The sequence below is a fragment of the Corynebacterium nuruki S6-4 genome, from assembly GCF_007970465.1.
Classification (GTDB): Bacteria; Actinomycetota; Actinomycetes; order Mycobacteriales; family Mycobacteriaceae; genus Corynebacterium; species Corynebacterium nuruki.
Map to the genome: position 1 here is coordinate 3,089,677 of NZ_CP042429.1, position 18,793 is coordinate 3,108,469.

Sequence of the window (18,793 nt, forward strand, 5' to 3'; positions counted from 1 at the left end):
GTCAGTCCTCCGGTGACTGCGGTACGCGGACAGGGACGGGAAGTGTGGTGGGCAGGTCGGTGGGGGTCGGCAGGGTGGTGCCGGGCAGGGTGACGGCGGTGGTGCCGTGGGCGACGGCGAGGGCGAGCCGGTCGGCGGGGGTGAGACCCCGGACCGCGCCGAGGAGGTAGCCGGCGAGGGTCGAATCCCCGGCGCCGACCGTGGAGACCACCTCCACCGTCGGGCCGGCGCAGAACCAGGCGGCGCCGTCCTCGACCAGGAGCGCCCCGGCGGCGCCGAGGCTGACGAGGACCGCCCCGAATCCGCGGTCGGTCAGACCGGACGCCGCGGCGACGACGCCGCTGAGGTCGCCCGCGGCTGCGGCGGCTTCCAGGGCGTCCCCGTCGGGGGAGGTCCCGCCGAACGCCGCGACGATCTGGGCGAGTTCGTGCGAATTGGGTTTCACCAGATCGGGGACGGCGGCGGGATCCTCTGCCGCGCGGGTCACGAGGGCGGCGAGCGGCTCGTCGGAGGTGTCGACGGCCACCCGCAGTCCCCGTCGGTGCGCGGCGGCGGTGACGCGCGCGTACCAGTCGGCCGGGTAGTCGGGCGGGAGTGAGCCGGCGAGGACCAGCCACCGGTCTGCCGCCTCCGTGTCACCGGCGGCCTCGGCGGCCGCGGCCACGGCGTCATCGACGGCGGCGGCGAGCCCGGCACCGTCGGTGTCCGGTGGGCCGGGGGAGTTGATCTTGGTGGTCACCCCGTCGGTGTCGGTCAGGGTGACGTTGACCCGCGCCGGGGCGTCCCCGGTGAAGCGGGTGGGCACGCCGCCGGCGGTGAGGAGGCGGGCGAAGGTTCCGGTGTCCGGGGCGGGGACGACCGACAGGACGTCCTCGCCGGCGTGGTGGATCACGCCGGCGACGTTGACCCCTTTGCCGCCGGCCTGGTCGGTGCCGTGGCGGACCCGGTTGACGCCGCCGACGGTCAACGGCCCCGCGAGGGCCTGGGTGCGGTCGATGCTGGGGTTCGGGGTGACGGTGATGATCATGCGTGGATCACGTCCAATCCTGAGGAGCTGAGTTCGCGGAGAACGGGGTGGTCGGGGGAGGCGTCGGTGATGAGCACGTCGATGTCCCGGACGTCGGCGAAGCGGTAGAGCAGTTCCGCGCCGAGTTTGGAGGCGTCCGCGAGGACGACGGTGGTGTGGGCGGCGTGCGCCATGGCGGCCTTCGTCTGGCCTTCGGCGGGGTCGGGTGTGGAGAATCCGAAACCGGGGGTCACCCCGTTGGTGCCGAGGAAGGCGACGTCGGCGCGGAGCCGGGCGAGGTCGGCGACCGCGTCCGCCCCGACGACCGACTGGGTGACGCCCCGGATCCGGCCGCCGACGATCCGTAACCGGGTGTGGTCGGCGGCGGCGAGCCGTTGGGCGAACAGCAGGGAGTTGGTGACGACCGACAGGTCGGGGTGGTCGGTGACGTGGTCGGCGAGCAGGGCGGTGGTGGTTCCGGCGTCGACGATGACGGATCCCCCGTCCGGGGGGAGGTAGCGTGCGGCGGCGGCGGCGATCCGGGTTTTTCCGGCCCGGTCGCGGCGCAGACGCACCTCGACGGAGTTCTCGTCGTCGCTGCGCCGACTGTAGGGGACCGCACCGCCGTGGACCCGGCGGACCCGGTGCTCCCGTTCGAGGACGCCCAGGTCACGGCGGACCGTCTCCGGGGAGACGTCGACGAGGTCGGCGAGGTCGGCGACGGAGACGCTGCCGCGGGCGAGGATCTCGCCGGCGATCGTCTCCTGGCGCTGTGGTGCGTACATTGTTCCGCCACCTGTCCGTTTCGGGGTTGGCTCTGCCTATTGTCTGTGTGTTCCTGTGGGAAGTCAACGGTTATATGGGAATAAACAGGCAGAACCGGGCACGAACGGTCACCCGGGGGTATGTTTCGAGGGGGATACAGGGGTGCCCGACAGTGGGGGAGGTAGGCTCACCGGCAACCCCCGACGTCCACCCCGAGGAGCCCGCCGTCATGGCCCGCCACGCCCGATCCCGTCACCGTCGCCCCGCCCCTGCGACAGCGTCCCTCGCCGCCTGTGCCGCCGTGCTGCTCGCCGGCGCCGTCGGGGCGTCCGCCCCCGCAGCGGGCGCCGACCCGGTCGACGACATCCTCGCCGCCACCGGTGCTCCCGGGCCGCACCGCGTGGCGGGGACCTACTTCACCTCGCCGGGGATCCCCGGGGCCGCCGACGCCGCCCGCCCCGGCGTCCTCATCGGTCCCTCCACCCCGCTGCTCGTCGGGGACGCCCTGTGCACCGCCACCGTCGCCGGCTATGACGCCGACGGCAACCCCGTGGCCGTCACCGCCGGACACTGCGGGGCGCCGGGGACCCCGGTGACCTCGGGCGACGACCCGGAGCAGACGCCGGTCGGCACGGTGGTGCGGACCGGGGCGCAGGACAACGGCGTGATCCTGCTCAACGACAACGCGGTGGTCACCCGCAGCTACAACGACGTCACCGTCGACGACCTCGGCGGGCCGGCCCCCGCCCCGCTGCAGGAGGTGTGCAAGACCGGTATCGCCACCGGCCGCAGCTGCGGCCCGGTGCTCGGCCAGGCCGGGACGGAGATCGCCGCCCAGATCTGCGCCGGACACGGTGATTCCGGCGCCCCGGTCTCGGTCGGCGGCCGACTGGTCGGCGTGATCAGCGGCGGCCTCGCCGCCCTGCCGCCGTGTGTCCACCCGCTGCAGGGTCCGGTGCATTCCCCCACGCTCATCCCCACCTGGGACGCGGTCGCCGCGGAGATGGACGCCGCCGGTGGCATCGGCGCCGGCTTCCGGCTGCCTGCCTAGGACAGGTCCGGGCCGGTGTCGCCGGCTCAGCTGCCTCAGCCGAGCCGGCCGCGCCCCAGCTGGAGCAGCGAATTCGCGATGGCGACACCCTCGTGGCCGAGTTCGTCGCGGAACTTGTTGAGGATCGCGGTCTCCCGGTTGTAGACCAGCTTGGTGCCGCCCGAGGCGGTCCGCGTCCGCCCGATGATCCCGGAGATCTCCGACCGCCGCTTCACCGCGTCGATGATGGTCTGGTCCAGCTGGTTGATCTCGGTGCGGTAGGCCTGGATCTCGGCGTCCGACAGGGGGTCGTCGGTACCGCTGCTCATCCGCTGTTCGGGGGACATGTTCGATTCTCCGCTCATGGTCCGGATTCTACGTCCGCCGGGGGTTGTAGGGTGTGGTGTACCCAGCTTTAGTGAGGAGCACAGCAGCGTGAACCCCGGCATGTCCGAGCCGCAGATCCCCTTCGCCGACGGTCCGGAGTTCCCGGTCGAACCCGACTTCCCCGGGGGCGCCGACGATGCGGCGCAGTGGGCGCCGCCGCCGGAGGAGGACCTGCCCCCGGAGGACGCCGACGTGGTACTCCGGGAATTCGACGCCGCCACCGCGCACCTGGCGCCGCTGCCGAGCACCCCGGCGATCCGGCCCCGGTCGATGCGTCCGGACGCCACAGCGGGCACCGGCGACGCGACGGGCGCCCCGGGGCGTCCCGCCCCCGGTGCAGGGGAGGAGCAGCTGCTCGCCGGCCTCAACCCCGCCCAGCGCGAGGCCGTGGTCCACACCGGGTCGCCGCTGCTCATCGTGGCCGGCGCCGGATCGGGCAAGACCAGCGTGCTCACCCGCCGGATCGCCTGGCTGCTGGCCCACGGTGTGGCGCCCTGGCAGGTGCTGGCGATCACGTTCACCAACAAGGCCGCCGCGGAGATGCGGGAACGGATCACCGACCTTGTCGGCCCGGTCGCCGAGCGGATGTGGATCGCCACCTTCCACTCGGTGTGCGTGCGGATCCTGCGGGCGAACGCGCAGCTGGTCGACGGTCTGAACACGAACTTCACGATCTACGACTCGGACGACATGAAGCGTCTGGTCACGATGATCCTCAAGGACCGTGGGCTCGACAGCAAGGAATTCGCGCCGCGCGCGGTGCTCAACGTCATCTCCGGCTGGAAGAACGAACTGCAGGGGCCCGAGGAGGCGCTGCGCGAGGCGACCGAGGACAGCAACCGGCACCGGGAGCAGATCGCACTGGTCTTCGGCGACTACCAGGCCCGGCTGCGCTCGGCCAACGCCGTCGACTTCGACGACCTCATCGGGGAGGTCGTCGCCCTGCTGCAGGCCAATCCGGCGGTGGCGGAGCACTACCGGCGCCGGTTCCGCCACGTCCTCGTCGACGAGTACCAGGACACCAACCACGCCCAGTACGTGCTGGTCCGCACCCTCGTCGGCGAGGACGAGCGAGCCGGTGAGCTGTGCGTCGTCGGTGACGCCGACCAGTCGATCTACGCCTTCCGCGGCGCGACGATCCGCAACATCGAGGAGTTCGAACGGGACTACCCGCACGCCCGCACCATCCTGCTCGAACAGAACTACCGGTCGACCCAGAACATCCTGTCGGCGGCGAACGCGGTCATCTCGAAGAACTCCGGACGCCGCGAGAAGAATCTCTGGACCGACCAGGGCGACGGCCCCCTCATCGGCGGTTACGTCGCCGACAACGAGCATGACGAGGCGCGGTTCATCACGCAGACCATCGACCAGCTCGTCGACGAGGGTGAGGCGGGCTACGGCGACATCGCGGTGATGTACCGCACCAACAACGCCTCCCGTGTCATCGAGGACATGCTGGTGCGCTCCGGGGTGCCCTACAAGGTCGTCGGCGGGACCCGGTTCTACGAGCGCCGGGAGATCCGCGACATCGTCGCCTACCTCAAGGTCCTCGACAATCCCGAGGACACGATGGCGCTGCGACGGATCATCAACACCCCGCGGCGCGGTATCGGCGACCGGGCGCTGGCCCAGGTCACCGTCCACGCCGAGAACATGGGACTGAGTTTCGCCGGGGGGCTGCGCGCCGCAGCCGCCGGCGAGGTCCCCGGGCTGAGCGGGCGTGGCCGCAACGGCATCGCCGGGTTCCTCGAGCTCATGGACGGACTGCGTGCGGACGCCGACAGTCATGTCATGACCGCCTCGGACGGCAGTTCACTGGGACTGCCGGATCTCGGCGCCCTCGTCCGGGACGTCCTCGACCGGACGGGTTATGTCACGTCGCTGGAGACCTCGAACGATCCGCAGGACGGGGCGCGTCTCGACAACCTCAACGAGCTGGTCTCGGTCGGTCACGAGTTCTCGCAGGAGGCGGTCAACGTCGCGGCCTATGACGCGATGCCCGACCGTGCCGGGGCGGACGACACGACCGGTGGCGAGGGGACCGCTGCCGGTGCCGACGGTGCCGACGGTGCTGACGGCGCCGATGGTGCTGCGGCGGAGGCGGCGGCGGAGGCGGCGGCCGAGGCGGTGCTCGCCGAAGGGGAACCGGAGCCGGGCAGCCTGCAGGCCTTCCTGGAACGGGTCAGTCTCGTCGCCGACGCCGACCAGATCCCCGCCGAGGAACAGGACCTCGTGACCCTGATGACCCTGCACACCGCCAAGGGACTCGAGTTCCCGGTGGTGTTCCTCACCGGATGGGAGGACGGTCAGTTCCCGCACCAGCGGGCACTCGGCGATCCCACCGAACTCGCCGAGGAACGGCGTCTGGCCTACGTGGGCATCACGCGTGCCCGCAAGCGGCTGTACCTCACCCGGGCGATGACACGGTCGTCGTGGGGCACTCCGGCGAACAATCCGCCGTCGCGGTTCCTCTCGGAGATCCCCGGGAACCTCATCGACTGGATCCGCGAGGAGCCCACCCCGTCGTGGGGCGGCGGCTCCGGCGGTTACGCCGACGGGACGAGTTTCGGGGGTGGCTGGTCCGGTGGTTTCGACGGGCACGGTTCCCGGGGCCAGGCGCGTCGCACCGCTCCGAAGCGGCAGGCCCCTGCGGCGCCGAAGCACAGCAACAAGGATCTGCACCTGGAGGTCGGTGACCGGGTCAACCACGACAAGTACGGGTTGGGGACCGTGAAGAGCGTCGACGGGAGCGGACCCCGGACCACCGTGATGATCGACTTCGGTGCGAGCGGGACGGTGCGGCTGATGCTCATCGGCGGCGTGCCGATGGAGAAGCTGTAGGCCGGGAGTCGGCAGCAGGCAGCGCATCTGTCACGCCGGCAGGTCATCTGTCGTGCCGGCAGGCCATCCGTCGCGCTGGCAGCTGCAGGCTGGCAGGCCATCTGTCGTGGCGGCAGGCCAAAACGGCGTTCACCCGGGGCTTCGCGGCACTTTTGGCCTGCCGTTCCGACAGATGCGCTGCCACCGGGGTCATCACCGGCGGACCGTGGGGTGGACCGTGGAGTGGACCGTGGGGTGGTCGTGGGGTGACCGTGGGGTGGTCGTGGGGTGACCGTGGGGTGACCGTGGGGTGACCGGGGCGAGGCGGAGGGAACTCCGGCTGCAGACTGCAGAAACACCACAAGACTGCAGAAACACCACAGCACCGGGCTGACGGGGCCCGGTGCTGTGGTGTGGTCCGTCCGCTGCGGTGGGACGGGGAGGGGGAACGGCTCTAGACGTTGATGCCGCGGTCGGCGAGCCAGCCGACGGGGTCGATGGCGTTGACGCCGTCGGGGTAGACCTCGAAGTGGCAGTGCGGGCCGGTGGAGAAGCCCTCGGAGCCGACACCGGCGATCTTCTGGCCGGCGGTGACCTGCTGGCCGACGGTGACGTCGATGGTCTGCATGTGACCGTAGACGGTGATGGTGCCGTCATCGTGCTTGATGCGGACCCAGTTGCCGAAGCCGGAGGCCGGGCCGGCGTCGATGACGGTGCCCTTCTGGGCGGCGACGATCGGGGTGCCCAGCGGGGCGGCGAGGTCGATGCCCTTGTGCATGGTGCCCCAGCGGACCTCGAAACCGGAGGTGTAGGTGCCGTCGGTCGGCTTGACCGTCTCCGGGGCGCGGGACTGCAGGTCGGCGGTGACCCGCTGCTGGGCGAACTGCACGGCGCTGTCGAGCTGGCCGGCGAGATCGGAGATCTGCTGGCTCTGCGGGACCGACAGGACCTGGGCGGCGGCCTGGACGTCGGGGACGCCGGCACCCTGGGCCAGGTTCTGGGAGTCGGCGGCCAGGGCGATCTTCTGGCTGTCGCCGGACTTCTGGACGGTAGCCGCACCCGCACCGGTTGCTCCGGCTGCTGCGACACCGGTGACTGCGACGGCGGCGAAGGCGATACGCCGCTTGGCTGTGGTGTCGATGCGCCGGTGGGTTCCGCTGCGCTGTGCTTCAGTAGTCATCCGCTGCACTGTCTCCATCAAGTAGGTCCCGGCTACGACGTGGACTTCGTAACCGTATCGTTATCTGACAGTGGAAAACAGTAACGGTCCGTGACATGCCGGGCAAGCCATTCGGCGAAAAGATCACGAAAAGGTATCGATCGCGGTCATGAACGGGGGGTCAACCGGGGGTTGACGGTTTGCGAACGGGCAGGTGACAGCCATTCCGGGTGGGAAGCGCGGGGGTGGCCGGAAAACCCGGGTGTAACGGACCTCCCCCGGATCACACAGGGGTGCGCCGTGACACACCGGCATGCGCCGTGACAGGCAGGAGCTGCGCCGTGACCTCACCGGGAGGTCATCGGGAGGTCGTCGGCCCCGCAGGCGGCGTCCTGACGTGCCGCGGAGCCACTGTCGGCGTGTCCACTGTGAAAGGGGAGGGGTGTCTTGGGCACAATGGGTCAGGTGAACATGGAGTCGCAGCGTCATGGTGGCCGGTCCCAGCGGAACAGTCGTGGACCGGAACCTCGTCGACGGCGCACCGGCACCTACATCGACCCGAACGCCAGCCGCCGTGAACAGCGCGAGGCGGCGCAGGAGCGGCTGAGTCGCCGCAGTGCCGGTCGCGCCCGGGGTAACGAGGGCTTCGTCGACGGCGCCCACGGGGCCCCGGCGTCGCGTGACCACGGTGCCCGGCAGGCCCGCGGCGTCCCCGTCCCCGATGCGGAGACCGCAGGAGCCCCCGACCGCCCCCGGTCCGCCTCACCCGCCCCCCGGCGGCCCCGGTCCGGATTCCGCGGCCGGGTCGCCGACTGGTGGGAGATCTGGGGTCCCCACATCCGCCGTTTCCTGCCGACGGTCGTCATCAACCATGCGGTGACTCTCGCCCTGATCTGCGCCGTCGCCGTGGTCATCGGGGTCGGCGGATCACTGCGGGCCGTTCCCGCGATGATCGGCTCGTTCTGGATGCTGGTGAACCTCGCCCCGGTGAACTTCTCCGGCTCGGTCCTGGGCGTCGCTCCGCTCCTGCCGGCACTGCTCATCCTGTTCGGGCACGCCCGCCGGGTCCGTAGTGCGTGCGGGAACCGGATCAGCGTCCGGGACATCCGGGCCTTCGGTGCCCTGGCCGTCATCGTCCCCGCCGTGGTCACCGTGATCGCATGGCTGATGCTGTGGGACGCCTCGCATGTCTTCGACGTCTCACCGCCGAACATCCTGGTCGCCCTGTTGACGACCGTGGTCTTCAACGGTGTGGTCTTCATCGTCGGTCTGGGGCCCCGGATCTGGCGTGCGCTGCTGCTGCGCCGGGGACTGCCCACCTGGCCGGTCGAGTCCGTGCTGCTCGCCGGCCGGTTCAGTGGCGTCCTCCTGGCGGCGGGTGCGGTGGCGGTCATCGTCCAGCTGCTGCTCAACACCGGTGGGGTGTCGGCCGCCTACGACATCTCCGGTGGTGCGGCCGGTGCGCTGGGCCTGACCTTGCTCAGCCTGCTGTACCTCCCGAACCTCGCGGTCGGTGGCGCGGCGGTGCTCATGGGCGGCGAGATGCACGTCGGGGATGCTTCGGCGTCCCTGTTCGCAGTCACCAACGCCAACCTGCCGCCGCTGCCGCTGCTGGCCGCGATGCCCAACGGTGACCTGCGGTTCGCCCCGGTGCTGCTGGTGGTTCCCGCGGTTCTGGCGATCGGTACCGTGTACCTGTACCTGCGGGGCCGGTCCTATGTGGAGGCACCGCTGTGGACCGCGGTCGGCGGGGGAGTGGCCGCCGCGGTGATCGGGTTCCTGCTGGCCTGGGCCGGTGGCGGAACCCTCGGTTACTTCGGTGGTGTCGGCGCGCTGCTGTGGCTGACTCCGCTGCTCTTCCTCGGATGGCTCCTGGTGCCCACCGTCATCGTGCTGTTGTGGATCGCCCGCGTGGGACGCAGCGTCACCGAGACCGCCGCCGACATCCCGGAGACGGTCGAGGACGGCGACGGTGGAGATGACGGCGTTGAGGCCGACGTTGAGGCCGAGACGGACGCTGACGCCGAAGCCGGTGAAGACGCCGAAGACGGCGATGATGCCGGGAACGCTGAGGCTGCAGAGGTTGAGGCAGAGGATGCCGGAGACGCTGACGACGCCGGGGATTCTGAGGCTGCGGAAGCTGAGGCAGACACCGACGACGAGGCGGAGACCGGAGCCGACACCGACGCCGGGGACGAGCCTGACGGCGAGGACACGGACGAGGACGCCGCCGAGGACACCGACGCGCACGGCACAGAGGAGCCGGACACTGAGCCGGACACCGAGCCCGACACCGAGTCCGGCGCCGAGCCGCACAGCGAGCCGGGCACCGGATCAGAGGCCGAGGAGGACGCCGACGACGGCGACGGCACGGGCGACCGGTAAGGTGGATCACCGTGAGTGAGGCGGTTCCCCCAGAGTCCATCCCCGTGTCGACGTCGACGGCGTCCCCGGTTGTCCCGGTCATCCCGGAACCCGGTCAGCCGCTGCGCATCGTCGTCCTCGGATCCGGTGAGGGAACGTTGCTGCAGTCGCTGATCGACGGCCTCGATTCCACCGTGAAGATCGTCGCCGTCGGCTCCGACCGGAACTGCCGGGTCCTCGACCGGGCGGCGTCCGCCGGAATCCCCACGTTCCTCGTGGAGTACACCCGCGGCGACGACCGGTCCGACTGGAACCGTCGGCTGGCGGAGGCCATCGCGGCCCACACCCCCGATGTCGTGGTCAGCGCCGGCTTCATGCGCATTCTCGGGCCCGAGGTCGTCGGTCGGTTCCGCGGCCGCATCTTCAACACCCACCCCGCACTGCTCCCCGCGTTCCCCGGGGCCCACGCCGTCGAGGACGCCCTCGACTACGGGGTCGCACTCACCGGGTCTACGGTCCACCTCGTCGACGACGGTGTGGACACCGGCCCGATCCTCGCTCAGCAGGCGGTGCCGGTGCACCGCGGAGACACCCGCGGGACCCTGCACGAACGGATCAAGACCGTGGAGCGGCGCCTCATCGTCGACGTGCTCCACCGGACGGCCCGGAGCGGCTACACCATCGACGGACGAAAGGCCTGGATCAATGACTGACAACGACTCCCGCAAGCCCATCAGGCGCGCTCTCATCAGCGTCTACGACAAGACCGGACTGGAGGAGCTCGCCACCGGGCTCCATGAGGCGGGTGTCCAGATCGTCTCCACCGGGTCCACCGCGACCCGCATCGCGGACGCCGGCGTCCCGGTCACCCCGGTCGAGGACCTCACCGGGTTCCCGGAGTGTCTCGAGGGCCGGGTGAAGACGCTGCACCCGCGCGTCCACGCCGGCATCCTCGCCGACACCCGCAAGCCGGAGCACCTCGCCCAGCTCGAGGAACTGGGTGTGGAGCCGTTCCAGCTCGTCATCGTGAACCTCTACCCGTTCACCGACACGGTCGCCTCCGGGGCGGACTTCGACGCCTGCGTGGAGCAGATCGACATCGGCGGCCCCTCGATGGTCCGCGCGGCGGCGAAGAACCACCCCTCCGTCGCGGTCGTCACCGACCCGGCCGAGTACGGCAATGTCGTCGCCGCCGCCAAGGAGGGTGGCTACACCCTCGCCGAGCGCCGGCTGCTCGCCACCCAGGCGTTCCGCCACACGGCGTCCTACGACGTCGCGGTCGCGACCTGGCTGACGCAGCAGACCGCCGAGGGCGAGTACGAGCAGTTCCCCGAGTGGATCGGTGAGGTCCACGAGCGGGCCCACACGCTGCGCTACGGCGAGAACCCGCACCAGGCCGCCGCGGTGTACACCACCCCGGGCGCCACCGGTGGTCTGGCCAACGCCGAGCAGTTCCACGGCAAGGCGATGAGCTACAACAACTACACCGACGCGGACGCCGCCTGGCGCGCCACCTGGGACCACAGTGAGCCCTGCGTGGCCATCATCAAGCACGCGAACCCCTGCGGTATCGCCGTCGCCGCCGATGTCGCCACCGCGCACCGCGCCGCCCACGCCTGTGACCCGGTCTCCGCGTACGGCGGAGTGATCGCCGTCAACCGTGAGGTCTCCGTGGAGATGGCCGAGCAGGTCGCCGGCATCTTCACCGAGGTCATCATCGCCCCGTCCTACGAGGACGGCGCGGTCGAGGTGCTCAGCCGCAAGAAGAACATCCGCATCCTGCGCACGGACGCCCCGGTGCGCGAGGGCGCCGTGGACCACAAGGAAATCTCCGGTGGCCTGCTCGTCCAGCAGCGTGACCTGGTCGACGCCTCCGGCGACGACCCGGCGAACTGGACGCTGGCCGCCGGCGAGGCCGCCGACGAGCAGACCCTCGCCGACCTGCGGTTCGCCTGGACCACGGTGCGTGCCGTGAAGTCCAACGCGATTCTGCTGGCCAAGGACGGCGCCACCGTGGGCGTGGGCATGGGCCAGGTCAACCGTGTCGACTCGGCGAAGATCGCCGTCCAGCGGGCGAACACCCTCGCCGGCGACGAGCAGCGCGCGGTGGGTGCCGTCGCGGCCTCCGACGCGTTCTTCCCGTTCGCCGACGGTTTCGAGGCACTGGCCGAGGCCGGTGTGAAGGCCGTCGTCCAGCCCGGTGGGTCGGTGCGCGACCAGGAGGTCATCGACGCGGCCGTGAAGGCCGGCGTGACGATGTACCTCACCGGTGAGCGTCACTTCGCGCACTAGTTTCCGCTACGGTGGCGGCCATGGATGCCGTCGCCGAACTGCGCACGATGGAGCGCCGGGGCACTGACACTGACAGTGCCCTGGCGCTCTTCGATTCCCTGCCGCCGGTGACGGTGGCCGACATGCTGGGCGACTGGCACGGGGCCGGGGTGGCGACCGGCAACCCGCTGGACGGCGTCCTCGAACTCTCCGGCTGGCACGGCAAGCGCTACCGTTCCGCCGAGGACGCTCACCCGCTGGTCATGGCGGGGCGCCGCGGGCTGTTCGCCGTGAATCCGGCACTGGTGCCGATGCGTACGGCGATGCGGGCGGCGCCGCTGCTGCGCCGGGTCCGGGCCGGTGGGCCGGTCCGGGCGCTCATGCCGTTGCTGCGGACCGGGAAACCCGCGGCCCGGCTCCGGATGGTGGAGTACCGGGGCGTGGTCTCCGGCACGATGATCTACGACGCGCTGCCGGTCAATGACCACTTCCGCAGGGTCGACGACGACACCCTCATGGGTGCGATGGACTACCGGGCGCTGGACCGGCCGTTCATCTTCGTCCTGCACCGGGAGTGACTGTCGGGAGTGAACCCGGGCCGGGTCACAGGTCCACGGCGAGCAGGCACGGATGGTCCTTGCTCGCCAGGTACAGCACCCCGTCGAGCTCGACGGCGCCGGTGGCGTTGTCGAATCCGGGGACGGTGCCGCGGACAGTGCGCACCGGGGTGCCGTCACCGTCCACCGCGGTGACCTGGACCAGGCCTCGGGGCTGGGGGACGAGGGCGTCCGGCAACGCCCACACCACCCGGGCGATCACGCCGGGGAGCCGGCCGAGCAGGTCGAGCGGGGCGCTGCGCTGCTGCGCGTCGGCGAACCAGGCGCGGACGGGTGCGGTGCTTCCGGCACTGTCGGCACTGTCGGCACGGAACTCCGAGAGATTGTCCGGGAACCCGGGGTGGTTGGTGACCGTGCGCTCCAGCTCGCCGGCCCGCGGGCCGTGGATCCACAGCCGGGCCAGGGCGTAGCCGGTGGTCTCGGCGAAGAACAGTGACTGCCCGTCCGGTGCCAGGGCAATGCCGTTGGGGAAGTCGACGTGGGTGAGCACGACGTGCACGGTGCCGTCCGGGTCGCGGCGCAGCAGGCGGCCGGAGCCGCGGTGTTCGAGCACCGCACCCATGTAGTGCTCGAAGCCGAACCGGGTGGAGGACTGGGTGATCCACAGGGTGCCGTCGGCCTCCTCGGTGACGTTCGAGCAGAACCGCAGCGGGATCGCCTCCGCCTGGCCGACGAGGACGGCGAGGTCACCGGTGGTGCGGTCGAGGCGGAGGAGGCCCCGGTCGGCGTCGCAGATGAGCAGGGCGCCGTCGCGGGCGGTGAGCAGCCCGAGAGGGCGTCCGCCGGTGTCGGTGATCCGTCGCGCTGCACCGGTCGTCGGGTCGATCTGCAGGACGCCGCCGTCGTCGACCCCGGCCAGCAGGTGCACACCGTCACTGTCGACGATGACGTCCTCGGCCGGGCCGCCGATCAGCGGGATCGTGCGGGTTCCGGTCAACGGTGCGGCGGTGGGGACCGGCGGGGCGGTGGGCATGGTGCGGTGGGCGGGGTGCAGTGGCGGCTTCGTCTGCTTCATCTGTGACAGTCAACAAGATTTCCACCGGGAAATCAGCGGATCGGGGGAATCGCTACCCTGGTGGACATGGATAACCCTGCTCCGGTTGCGGCCCGCGCCGCGTTCACGGTCGCGGCCGTCGCCGGGGTGGTCCACAGCGGCGTCAGCATCTACTGGGGGTTCGGCGGGGCCTGGCTGGTGGACACGCTGGGGGAGGATCTCGTCGAGCAGTGGCAGGAGCATCCGGCGGTGCTGCTGCCGGTCGGGGTGGTGAAGATCCTCGCGGCCCTGCTGCCGTTGCTGCTGCTCAGGACGCCGGGGAAGTCGGGCACGACGAGGCTCTGGCACCGCCTGCTCCGAGCGGTGAGTTGGGCGGGGGCGGTACTGCTGATCCTGTGGGGCGGGGTGAACACCGTTACCGGCAACCTGGTGCTGTCCGGGGTCGTGGAGCCCGACGGCGGCTACGACCATGACGGGATGGTCGGCCACGCCTGGCTGTGGGATCCGCTGTTCCTCGTCTGGGGTGTGGCGCTGGCCGTCGGGCTGTGGCGGACGCGGCGCAGGGCCCAGCTCCGGGACTGACACGGTCATCCCGGGCACACACTGATGCCCGGGATGTCCGCCGTGTCAGAGACCGGCGGAGGGGGTGGTGGCGAGACTGCGCATGGCCCCTTCGATGACGAACGGGTCGCCGTACCAGGTGAGACCGTCCTTGAACTTCTCCCGCTCCCACTTGATGGGCTGCCAGTCCGGATCGAAGATCAGGTAACCGCCGGCATAGAGTTCCACCCGGTGCCCGGATCCGGGATCGAGGACATAGAGGTACATGGCCTGGCCGATACCGTGCTTTCCGGGGCCGAGGTCGAAGGTGACGTCAAAGTCGGCGAGGACATCGGCAGCGGTGAGGATGTCGGACATGTTCTCCAGGTTGAATGCCATGTGATGCAGCCGACCGGACTTCCCCTCCGAGTTCGCCACGATCGCCAGATCGTGGACCTGAGGGGTGACGGACATCCAGGACGCGAGGACTGTTTCGTCATCCCGGTGCAGCTGGTATTCACGACGCTTGAAACCGAGCGTGTCGCGGACGAACTGTTCCGCCTCATTGATGTTCTCGCGGGCGGTCTGCACATTGAAGTGATCGATTCGACGCACACCCAGACCACGGCGACGGGAACTGTTGGACGGCAGTTTGGAGCGGATCTCCTCCGGCGCCTCCGGCCGGTCGATGTCGTAGTAGAGCTCGACGGGATGCCCGCTGCCGGGGAGCAGGAAGCGGACCGCGGTTCCACGACCTGCCTCGGTACCGGCCGCAATTTCGACAGCCTCGATCTCCTGCCGGTGCAGCTCCTCGTAGAACAGTTCGACGTCCTGTGGACGCTTCACCCGGAAACTGTAGGTGTTGACGGTGTTCTCGTCCTGCTGGGTGAGTACCAGGGAGTGATGGGTGAGCTCCATGTAACCACGGAGGTAGGCGGTGTCGCCGATCCGTTCCACGACCTCCATGCCGAGCAGATCACGGAAGAAGTGGAGGGATTTCTCAAGGTCTTTCGTGCCGACGTTGATGGCGCCGCACTGGGCGACCTGGGGGCCGGGATCGTAGCTGTCGAGAAGTCGTGCCATGGTGATGGTCCTTTGCTGATTGGGTGGGGAGTTGGGGGGATGAACGGGGGTGCCGTCAGGACGCGCCGGCGAGCACGTCGCGGCGGATGCGCTGCTTGTCGAGTTTTCCGCTGCCGTTGCGGGCGACCTCGTCGGTGACGACGAGAGCCCGGGGCAGTTTGTAGGAGGCGATGCGGGTGGACAGGAATTCACGGACCTCGTCGAGGGTGGCGGGCTCACTCCGGAACTGGACGACGGCGCACACGGTCTCACCCCATTTCTCGTCGGGGACGCCGATGACGGCGACATCCACGACCTCGGGGTGGGTGAACAGGGCATTCTCGATCTGTGCCGGGTAGATGTTCTCGCCACCGGAGAGCACCATGTCCTTGAGTCGGTCCACAATGAAGAAGTAGCCGTCCTCGTCACGGCGGCCCAGGTCGCCGGTGCGGAACCAACCGTCATCGGTGAACGCCTGTCGGGTGGCCTTCGGGTTGTTCCAGTATCCGGTGGAGACGTTCGGTCCCTGCACCCACAGTTCACCGACTGCACCGGACTCGGTGACGTCGATGAGTGTCTCCGGGTCCATGACCTTGACCCGGGTGTAGGGCATCGGGGTACCGCACGAACCGAGTTTCTCCCGGACCTTGGATTCGTCGAGGTGGGTGGAGAACGGGGCGGTCTCGGTGAGGCCCCACGCCTGCTGGAGGAGGACATCGCGGTCTGCGTAGAGGGCGACAAGTTCGGGCGGGACCGGCGCGGCCGCCACACAGGTGGCGCGCAGTGAGCTGAGGTCGGTGTCCTCGAACTCAGGTTGGCGGGCCATGGCGGACAGCATTGCGGGGACGAGGAAGACCGTGGTCACGCGTCGCTCTTCGATGTCGCGGAGTGCCTGTGCCGGGTCGAACTTCCGTCGCACCAGGATGGTTCCGCCGTGGGTGAGAGTGCGCAGTGTGAAAGCGTTGAGACCACCGATGTGGAACAGCGGGGCGACGGCCAACGAGACGTCGTCGGCCCGGGTGTCCACCGCGGAATCGACGTTGTTCCAGCCCCACCAGAGGTTACCGTGGGTGAGCATCACGCCCTTGGGGCGTCCGGTGCTGCCCGACGTGTAGAGCAGTGCAGCGAGATCGTCGTCGTGTTGCGGTTCGTGCGGCGGTACCTCGCGGGTCGCGTCGGGGTCAGCGAGGAACACTGAATAGGGTGTCCAGGCCTCGGACGGCGCTGCGGCATCGGTGATGTAGGGGTCATTGTCGACCCACAGGGTCCGGCGGATGGCGAGCGTGCTGAGAAACTCGTCGATGGCGCCGGCCTGTGCCGGTTCCGCGAGGACGACATCCGGGCGGGCATCGCGGAGGACACCACGCATTTCGTCACCCACCAACCGAAAGTTCAGCGGGACGAACGTGGCTCCGACCCAGATAGCCGAGAAATAGGTGACCAGGAAGGTCAGACTGTTGAATCCGGTGTAGGCGACCCGGTCGCCGCGTCCCACCCCGTCGTCGCGCAGTGCTGCCGCGAACTCCCCGACAATCTCCATCAGCCGGGTGTACGGGACTTCGGTGTCCTCGTACACAATGGCCGTGTCATCGCCGTGGAGGTCGGCGTGGCGCTGCAGCTGCCGGATGGCGCTGATGTCTACATGCATCCCACTCTCTCCTTCAGTATGTTCTGTGCTGAACTCTGTTATCCAGTATCCGGTGCCCTGTCAGCTGATGGCAGCGGGTGTTCCGGAGGGCGGAACAGAGAAAAATGCCTGGACACCGGCGGTATCTGGATCAGTGCTACCGGACCGCGACGAGGTCGAGAGCGACGTCGACGATCATGTCCTCCTGACCGCCGATGAGCCCGCGGCGGCCGACCTCGGTGAGGATGTCGCGGGCGTCGAGCCCGTATGTCTGTGCCGCCCGTTCAGCGTGGCGCAGGAAACTCGAATAGGCGCCGGCGTAGCCGACGGACAGTGTCTCCCGGTCGACCTGGACTGGCCGGTCATGCAGCGGCCGGACGAGATCGTCGGCGGCATCCTGCAGGGCGAAAAGATCCTGAGGAGCGTCCCAGCCCTGCAGGCGGGCGACGGCGACGAAAGGTTCCACCGGGGTGTTCCCGGCCCCGGCCCCGTGACCTGCGAGGGAGGCGTCCACTCGGTAGGCGCCTTCCTCCACGGCGACGACCGAATTGGCGACCGCCAGTGACAGGTTCTGATGGGCGTGGATCCCGATCTGTGTCCCGTCATCGAGTACGTCACGGTAGGCCCGGATCCGGTCGCGGACCCCGTCCATGGTCAGTCGGCCGGCGGAGTCCGTGACATAGACGCAGTGTGCCCCGTAGCTCTCCATGAGTTTCGCCTGACCGGCGAGTCCCTCCGGAGAATTCATGTGGGACATCATGAGGAACCCCGAGACATCCATGCCCAGGTCACGGGCGGCGGCGATGTGTTGTGCGGAGACGTCAGCCTCCGTGCAGTGGGTCGCTACCCGGACCGAGCGCACCCCGAGATCGTAGGCGTGCCGCAGATCGTCGATGGTTCCGATACCCGGCAGCAGGAGGGTGGTGAGGGTGGCGTCGTGCACCGCGCCGGCGGCCGCCTCGATCCATTCCCAGGTGCTGTGCGAACCGGGGCCGTAAGTCAGTGAGGAACCGGCCAGGCCGTCCCCGTGAGCGACCTCGATCGCGTCGACACCGGCGGCGTCGAGCGCTCCGGCGATCTGTGCGACGAGTTCCGGGGTGATGCGGTGGCGCAGGGCGTGCATGCCGTCGCGCAGCGTGACGTCCTGCAGATAGTAGGTGTGGCTCATGCCGTGACCTCCTCGGTTGTGCCGGCGGTCTGCCGCGCGGCGATGTGTTCGGCGGTGCGCAGGGCTGCGCTGGTCATGATGTCGAGGTTTCCCGCGTATTCCGGCAGGTACATGGCCGCTCCCTCCACTTCGAGAAACACGGTGACCTGGGTGTAACCGTCGGCCTGTCGCCGGTCGGCGGGGACGAGGAGATCCATCTCCCCGTCGACGTCGGAAAACTGGACCTCCTGCTTCAACCGGTAACCGGGGACGTAGTCCGATACCTGTGCCACCCGTGCGGCGACCGCGTCGCGGACCGCGTCCTGCGCGGCGGTATCCAGCCGGGAAGTGAGAATGAGGACAGTGTCCCGCATGATGACGGGCGGGTCGGCCGGGTTGAGCACGATGATGGCCTTGCCACGGGCGGCCCCGCCGACCTGTTCGATGGCGGCAGAGGTGGTCTCGGTGAATTCGTCGATGTTGGCGCGCGTCCCGGGGCCGGCCGACTTCGAGGAGATCGAGGCGACGATCTCCGCGTAGTGGACGTCAGTGACATCGTTGACGGCGGCGATGACCGGGATGGTCGCCTGGCCACCGCAGGTGACCATGTTCACGTCAGGGGCGTCGAGATGGGTGGTGAGGTTGACTGCCGGTACGACGTACGGGCCGATCGCCGCCGGGGTGAGGTCCACCAGCCGCTTACCGTACGGTGCGAGCACCTCGGCGTTGTGGTGGTGGGCACCTGCGCTGGTCGCGTCGAAGATGATGTCGATCCGGTCGAACAGCGGGCTGGCGACGAGGCCTTCCACGCCGTCGGCGGTGGCTTCGTAGCCGAGCTCGCGGGCGCGGGCGAGACCGTCCGAGGCGGGGTCGATGCCGACCATCACACCCATTCTGAGACTGTCCGAGAGCTCCCGGATCTTGAGCATGAGGTCGGTGCCGATGTTGCCTGAGCCGATGATGGCGACAGTTGTCGGTGTCTGCGGGGAAATGTCGGTCAT

16 protein-coding genes are annotated in these 18,793 nt (G+C 69.6%); 7 read left to right on the top strand and 9 right to left on the bottom strand.

All coding sequences use genetic code 11. The annotated features are described in order from the left end of the window. Position 1 precedes the first annotated feature (1 nt). Together FSW06_RS13980 and FSW06_RS13985 are read right to left on the bottom strand one after the other, a co-directional pair. Entirely contained in the window at positions 2-1,027 is a 1,026-nt protein-coding gene (locus FSW06_RS13980) for a 1-phosphofructokinase family hexose kinase (protein ID WP_010119632.1), read from the bottom strand. After that, positions 1,024-1,791 (bottom strand): DeoR/GlpR family DNA-binding transcription regulator, encoded by a 768-nt coding sequence (locus FSW06_RS13985; protein ID WP_010119628.1) that lies wholly within the window; start codon positions 1,789-1,791, stop codon positions 1,024-1,026. Before FSW06_RS13985 ends, FSW06_RS13980 begins: the two co-directional genes overlap by 4 nt. Before the next feature lie 209 nt (positions 1,792-2,000). Between FSW06_RS13985 and FSW06_RS13990 the strand changes: the two genes are divergently transcribed. Next, positions 2,001-2,822 (top strand): chymotrypsin family serine protease, encoded by an 822-nt coding sequence (locus tag FSW06_RS13990; protein ID WP_146881354.1) that lies wholly within the window; start codon positions 2,001-2,003, stop codon positions 2,820-2,822. Between the two features lie 35 nt (positions 2,823-2,857). On the opposite strand, the gene FSW06_RS13995 is transcribed toward FSW06_RS13990, so the two are convergent. Then, positions 2,858-3,166, bottom strand: coding sequence for a chorismate mutase (locus FSW06_RS13995; RefSeq protein WP_238525929.1), 309 nt, complete (start codon positions 3,164-3,166; stop codon positions 2,858-2,860). An 82-nt stretch (positions 3,167-3,248) separates the two neighbouring features. Here FSW06_RS13995 and FSW06_RS14000 point away from each other — a divergent pair, with 82 nt between their 5' ends. Next, positions 3,249-6,032 carry a UvrD-helicase domain-containing protein gene (locus tag FSW06_RS14000; protein WP_420794963.1) on the top strand — a complete coding sequence of 928 codons (2,784 nt, stop codon included), beginning with the start codon at positions 3,249-3,251 and terminating at the stop codon, positions 6,030-6,032. 433 nt (positions 6,033-6,465) lie between these two features. On the opposite strand, the gene FSW06_RS14005 is transcribed toward FSW06_RS14000, so the two are convergent. Then, entirely contained in the window at positions 6,466-7,191 is a 726-nt protein-coding gene (locus FSW06_RS14005; RefSeq protein ID WP_010119611.1) for a M23 family metallopeptidase, read from the bottom strand. A gap of 450 nt (positions 7,192-7,641) precedes the next feature. On the opposite strand from FSW06_RS14005, the gene FSW06_RS14010 reads away from it, so the two are divergent. The 4 genes from FSW06_RS14010 to FSW06_RS14025 are packed head-to-tail and all read left to right on the top strand — an operon-like array spanning position 7,642 to position 12,383. Beyond that, on the top strand, positions 7,642-9,555 hold the full coding sequence (locus FSW06_RS14010) for a cell division protein PerM (RefSeq protein WP_211354173.1): 1,914 nt from the start codon (positions 7,642-7,644) through the stop codon (positions 9,553-9,555). 44 nt (positions 9,556-9,599) lie between these two features. Continuing rightward, the gene (gene purN, locus FSW06_RS14015) at positions 9,600-10,247 is read left to right on the top strand and encodes a phosphoribosylglycinamide formyltransferase (protein ID WP_010119609.1); all 648 of its coding nucleotides are present in this window, start codon (positions 9,600-9,602) and stop codon (positions 10,245-10,247) included. Then, positions 10,240-11,826 (top strand): bifunctional phosphoribosylaminoimidazolecarboxamide formyltransferase/IMP cyclohydrolase, encoded by a 1,587-nt coding sequence (gene purH, locus FSW06_RS14020; protein WP_010119608.1) that lies wholly within the window; start codon positions 10,240-10,242, stop codon positions 11,824-11,826. Before purN ends, purH begins: the two co-directional genes overlap by 8 nt. Before the next feature lie 20 nt (positions 11,827-11,846). After that, positions 11,847-12,383, top strand: a complete 537-nt coding sequence (locus FSW06_RS14025; RefSeq protein ID WP_010119606.1) for a DUF4334 domain-containing protein — start codon at positions 11,847-11,849, stop codon at positions 12,381-12,383. 25 nt (positions 12,384-12,408) lie between these two features. On the opposite strand, the gene FSW06_RS14030 is transcribed toward FSW06_RS14025, so the two are convergent. Further along, a complete protein-coding gene (locus FSW06_RS14030) occupies positions 12,409-13,437 on the bottom strand; it encodes an SMP-30/gluconolactonase/LRE family protein (RefSeq protein WP_010119604.1) in 1,029 nt (342 codons plus the stop codon). 66 nt (positions 13,438-13,503) lie between these two features. On the opposite strand from FSW06_RS14030, the gene FSW06_RS14035 reads away from it, so the two are divergent. Further along, positions 13,504-13,998, top strand: coding sequence for a DUF3995 domain-containing protein (locus FSW06_RS14035; RefSeq protein WP_040429973.1), 495 nt, complete (start codon positions 13,504-13,506; stop codon positions 13,996-13,998). 45 nt (positions 13,999-14,043) lie between these two features. Here the strand turns inward: FSW06_RS14035 and FSW06_RS14040 are convergent, their stop codons facing one another. The 4 genes from FSW06_RS14040 to FSW06_RS14055 form a co-directional block, all read right to left on the bottom strand. Next, on the bottom strand, positions 14,044-15,039 hold the full coding sequence (locus FSW06_RS14040; protein ID WP_010119600.1) for a VOC family protein: 996 nt from the start codon (positions 15,037-15,039) through the stop codon (positions 14,044-14,046). Between the two features lie 55 nt (positions 15,040-15,094). Next, a complete protein-coding gene (locus FSW06_RS14045) occupies positions 15,095-16,666 on the bottom strand; it encodes an acyl-CoA synthetase (RefSeq protein ID WP_010119598.1) in 1,572 nt (523 codons plus the stop codon). A gap of 136 nt (positions 16,667-16,802) precedes the next feature. After that, entirely contained in the window at positions 16,803-17,813 is a 1,011-nt protein-coding gene (gene dmpG, locus FSW06_RS14050) for a 4-hydroxy-2-oxovalerate aldolase (protein WP_010119596.1), read from the bottom strand. Then, positions 17,810-18,793, bottom strand: coding sequence for an acetaldehyde dehydrogenase (acetylating) (locus tag FSW06_RS14055; protein ID WP_010119594.1), 984 nt, complete (start codon positions 18,791-18,793; stop codon positions 17,810-17,812). The genes dmpG and FSW06_RS14055 overlap by 4 nt, the downstream gene beginning before the upstream one ends.

Bases quoted from the DNA above. Each gene is read 5' to 3' on its own strand.
- FSW06_RS13985 (WP_010119628.1), bottom strand. From the start codon at position 1,791: ATGTACGCACCACAGCGCCAGGAGACGATCGCCGGCGAGATCCTCGCC.
- FSW06_RS14030 (WP_010119604.1), bottom strand. From the start codon at position 13,437: ATGAAGCAGACGAAGCCGCCACTGCACCCCGCCCACCGCACCATGCCC.
- FSW06_RS14040 (WP_010119600.1), bottom strand. From the start codon at position 15,039: ATGGCACGACTTCTCGACAGCTACGATCCCGGCCCCCAGGTCGCCCAG.
- FSW06_RS14045 (WP_010119598.1), bottom strand. From the start codon at position 16,666: ATGCATGTAGACATCAGCGCCATCCGGCAGCTGCAGCGCCACGCCGAC.
- FSW06_RS14035 (WP_040429973.1), top strand. From the start codon at position 13,504: ATGGATAACCCTGCTCCGGTTGCGGCCCGCGCCGCGTTCACGGTCGCG.
- FSW06_RS14000 (WP_420794963.1), top strand. From the start codon at position 3,249: ATGTCCGAGCCGCAGATCCCCTTCGCCGACGGTCCGGAGTTCCCGGTC.
- FSW06_RS14025 (WP_010119606.1), top strand. From the start codon at position 11,847: ATGGATGCCGTCGCCGAACTGCGCACGATGGAGCGCCGGGGCACTGAC.
- dmpG (WP_010119596.1), bottom strand. From the start codon at position 17,813: ATGAGCCACACCTACTATCTGCAGGACGTCACGCTGCGCGACGGCATG.
- purH (WP_010119608.1), top strand. From the start codon at position 10,240: ATGACTGACAACGACTCCCGCAAGCCCATCAGGCGCGCTCTCATCAGC.
- FSW06_RS13995 (WP_238525929.1), bottom strand. From the start codon at position 3,166: ATGAGCGGAGAATCGAACATGTCCCCCGAACAGCGGATGAGCAGCGGT.
- FSW06_RS13980 (WP_010119632.1), bottom strand. From the start codon at position 1,027: ATGATCATCACCGTCACCCCGAACCCCAGCATCGACCGCACCCAGGCC.
- FSW06_RS13990 (WP_146881354.1), top strand. From the start codon at position 2,001: ATGGCCCGCCACGCCCGATCCCGTCACCGTCGCCCCGCCCCTGCGACA.
- FSW06_RS14055 (WP_010119594.1), bottom strand. From the start codon at position 18,793: ATGACCGACATTTCCCCGCAGACACCGACAACTGTCGCCATCATCGGC.
- FSW06_RS14005 (WP_010119611.1), bottom strand. From the start codon at position 7,191: ATGACTACTGAAGCACAGCGCAGCGGAACCCACCGGCGCATCGACACC.
- FSW06_RS14010 (WP_211354173.1), top strand. From the start codon at position 7,642: ATGGAGTCGCAGCGTCATGGTGGCCGGTCCCAGCGGAACAGTCGTGGA.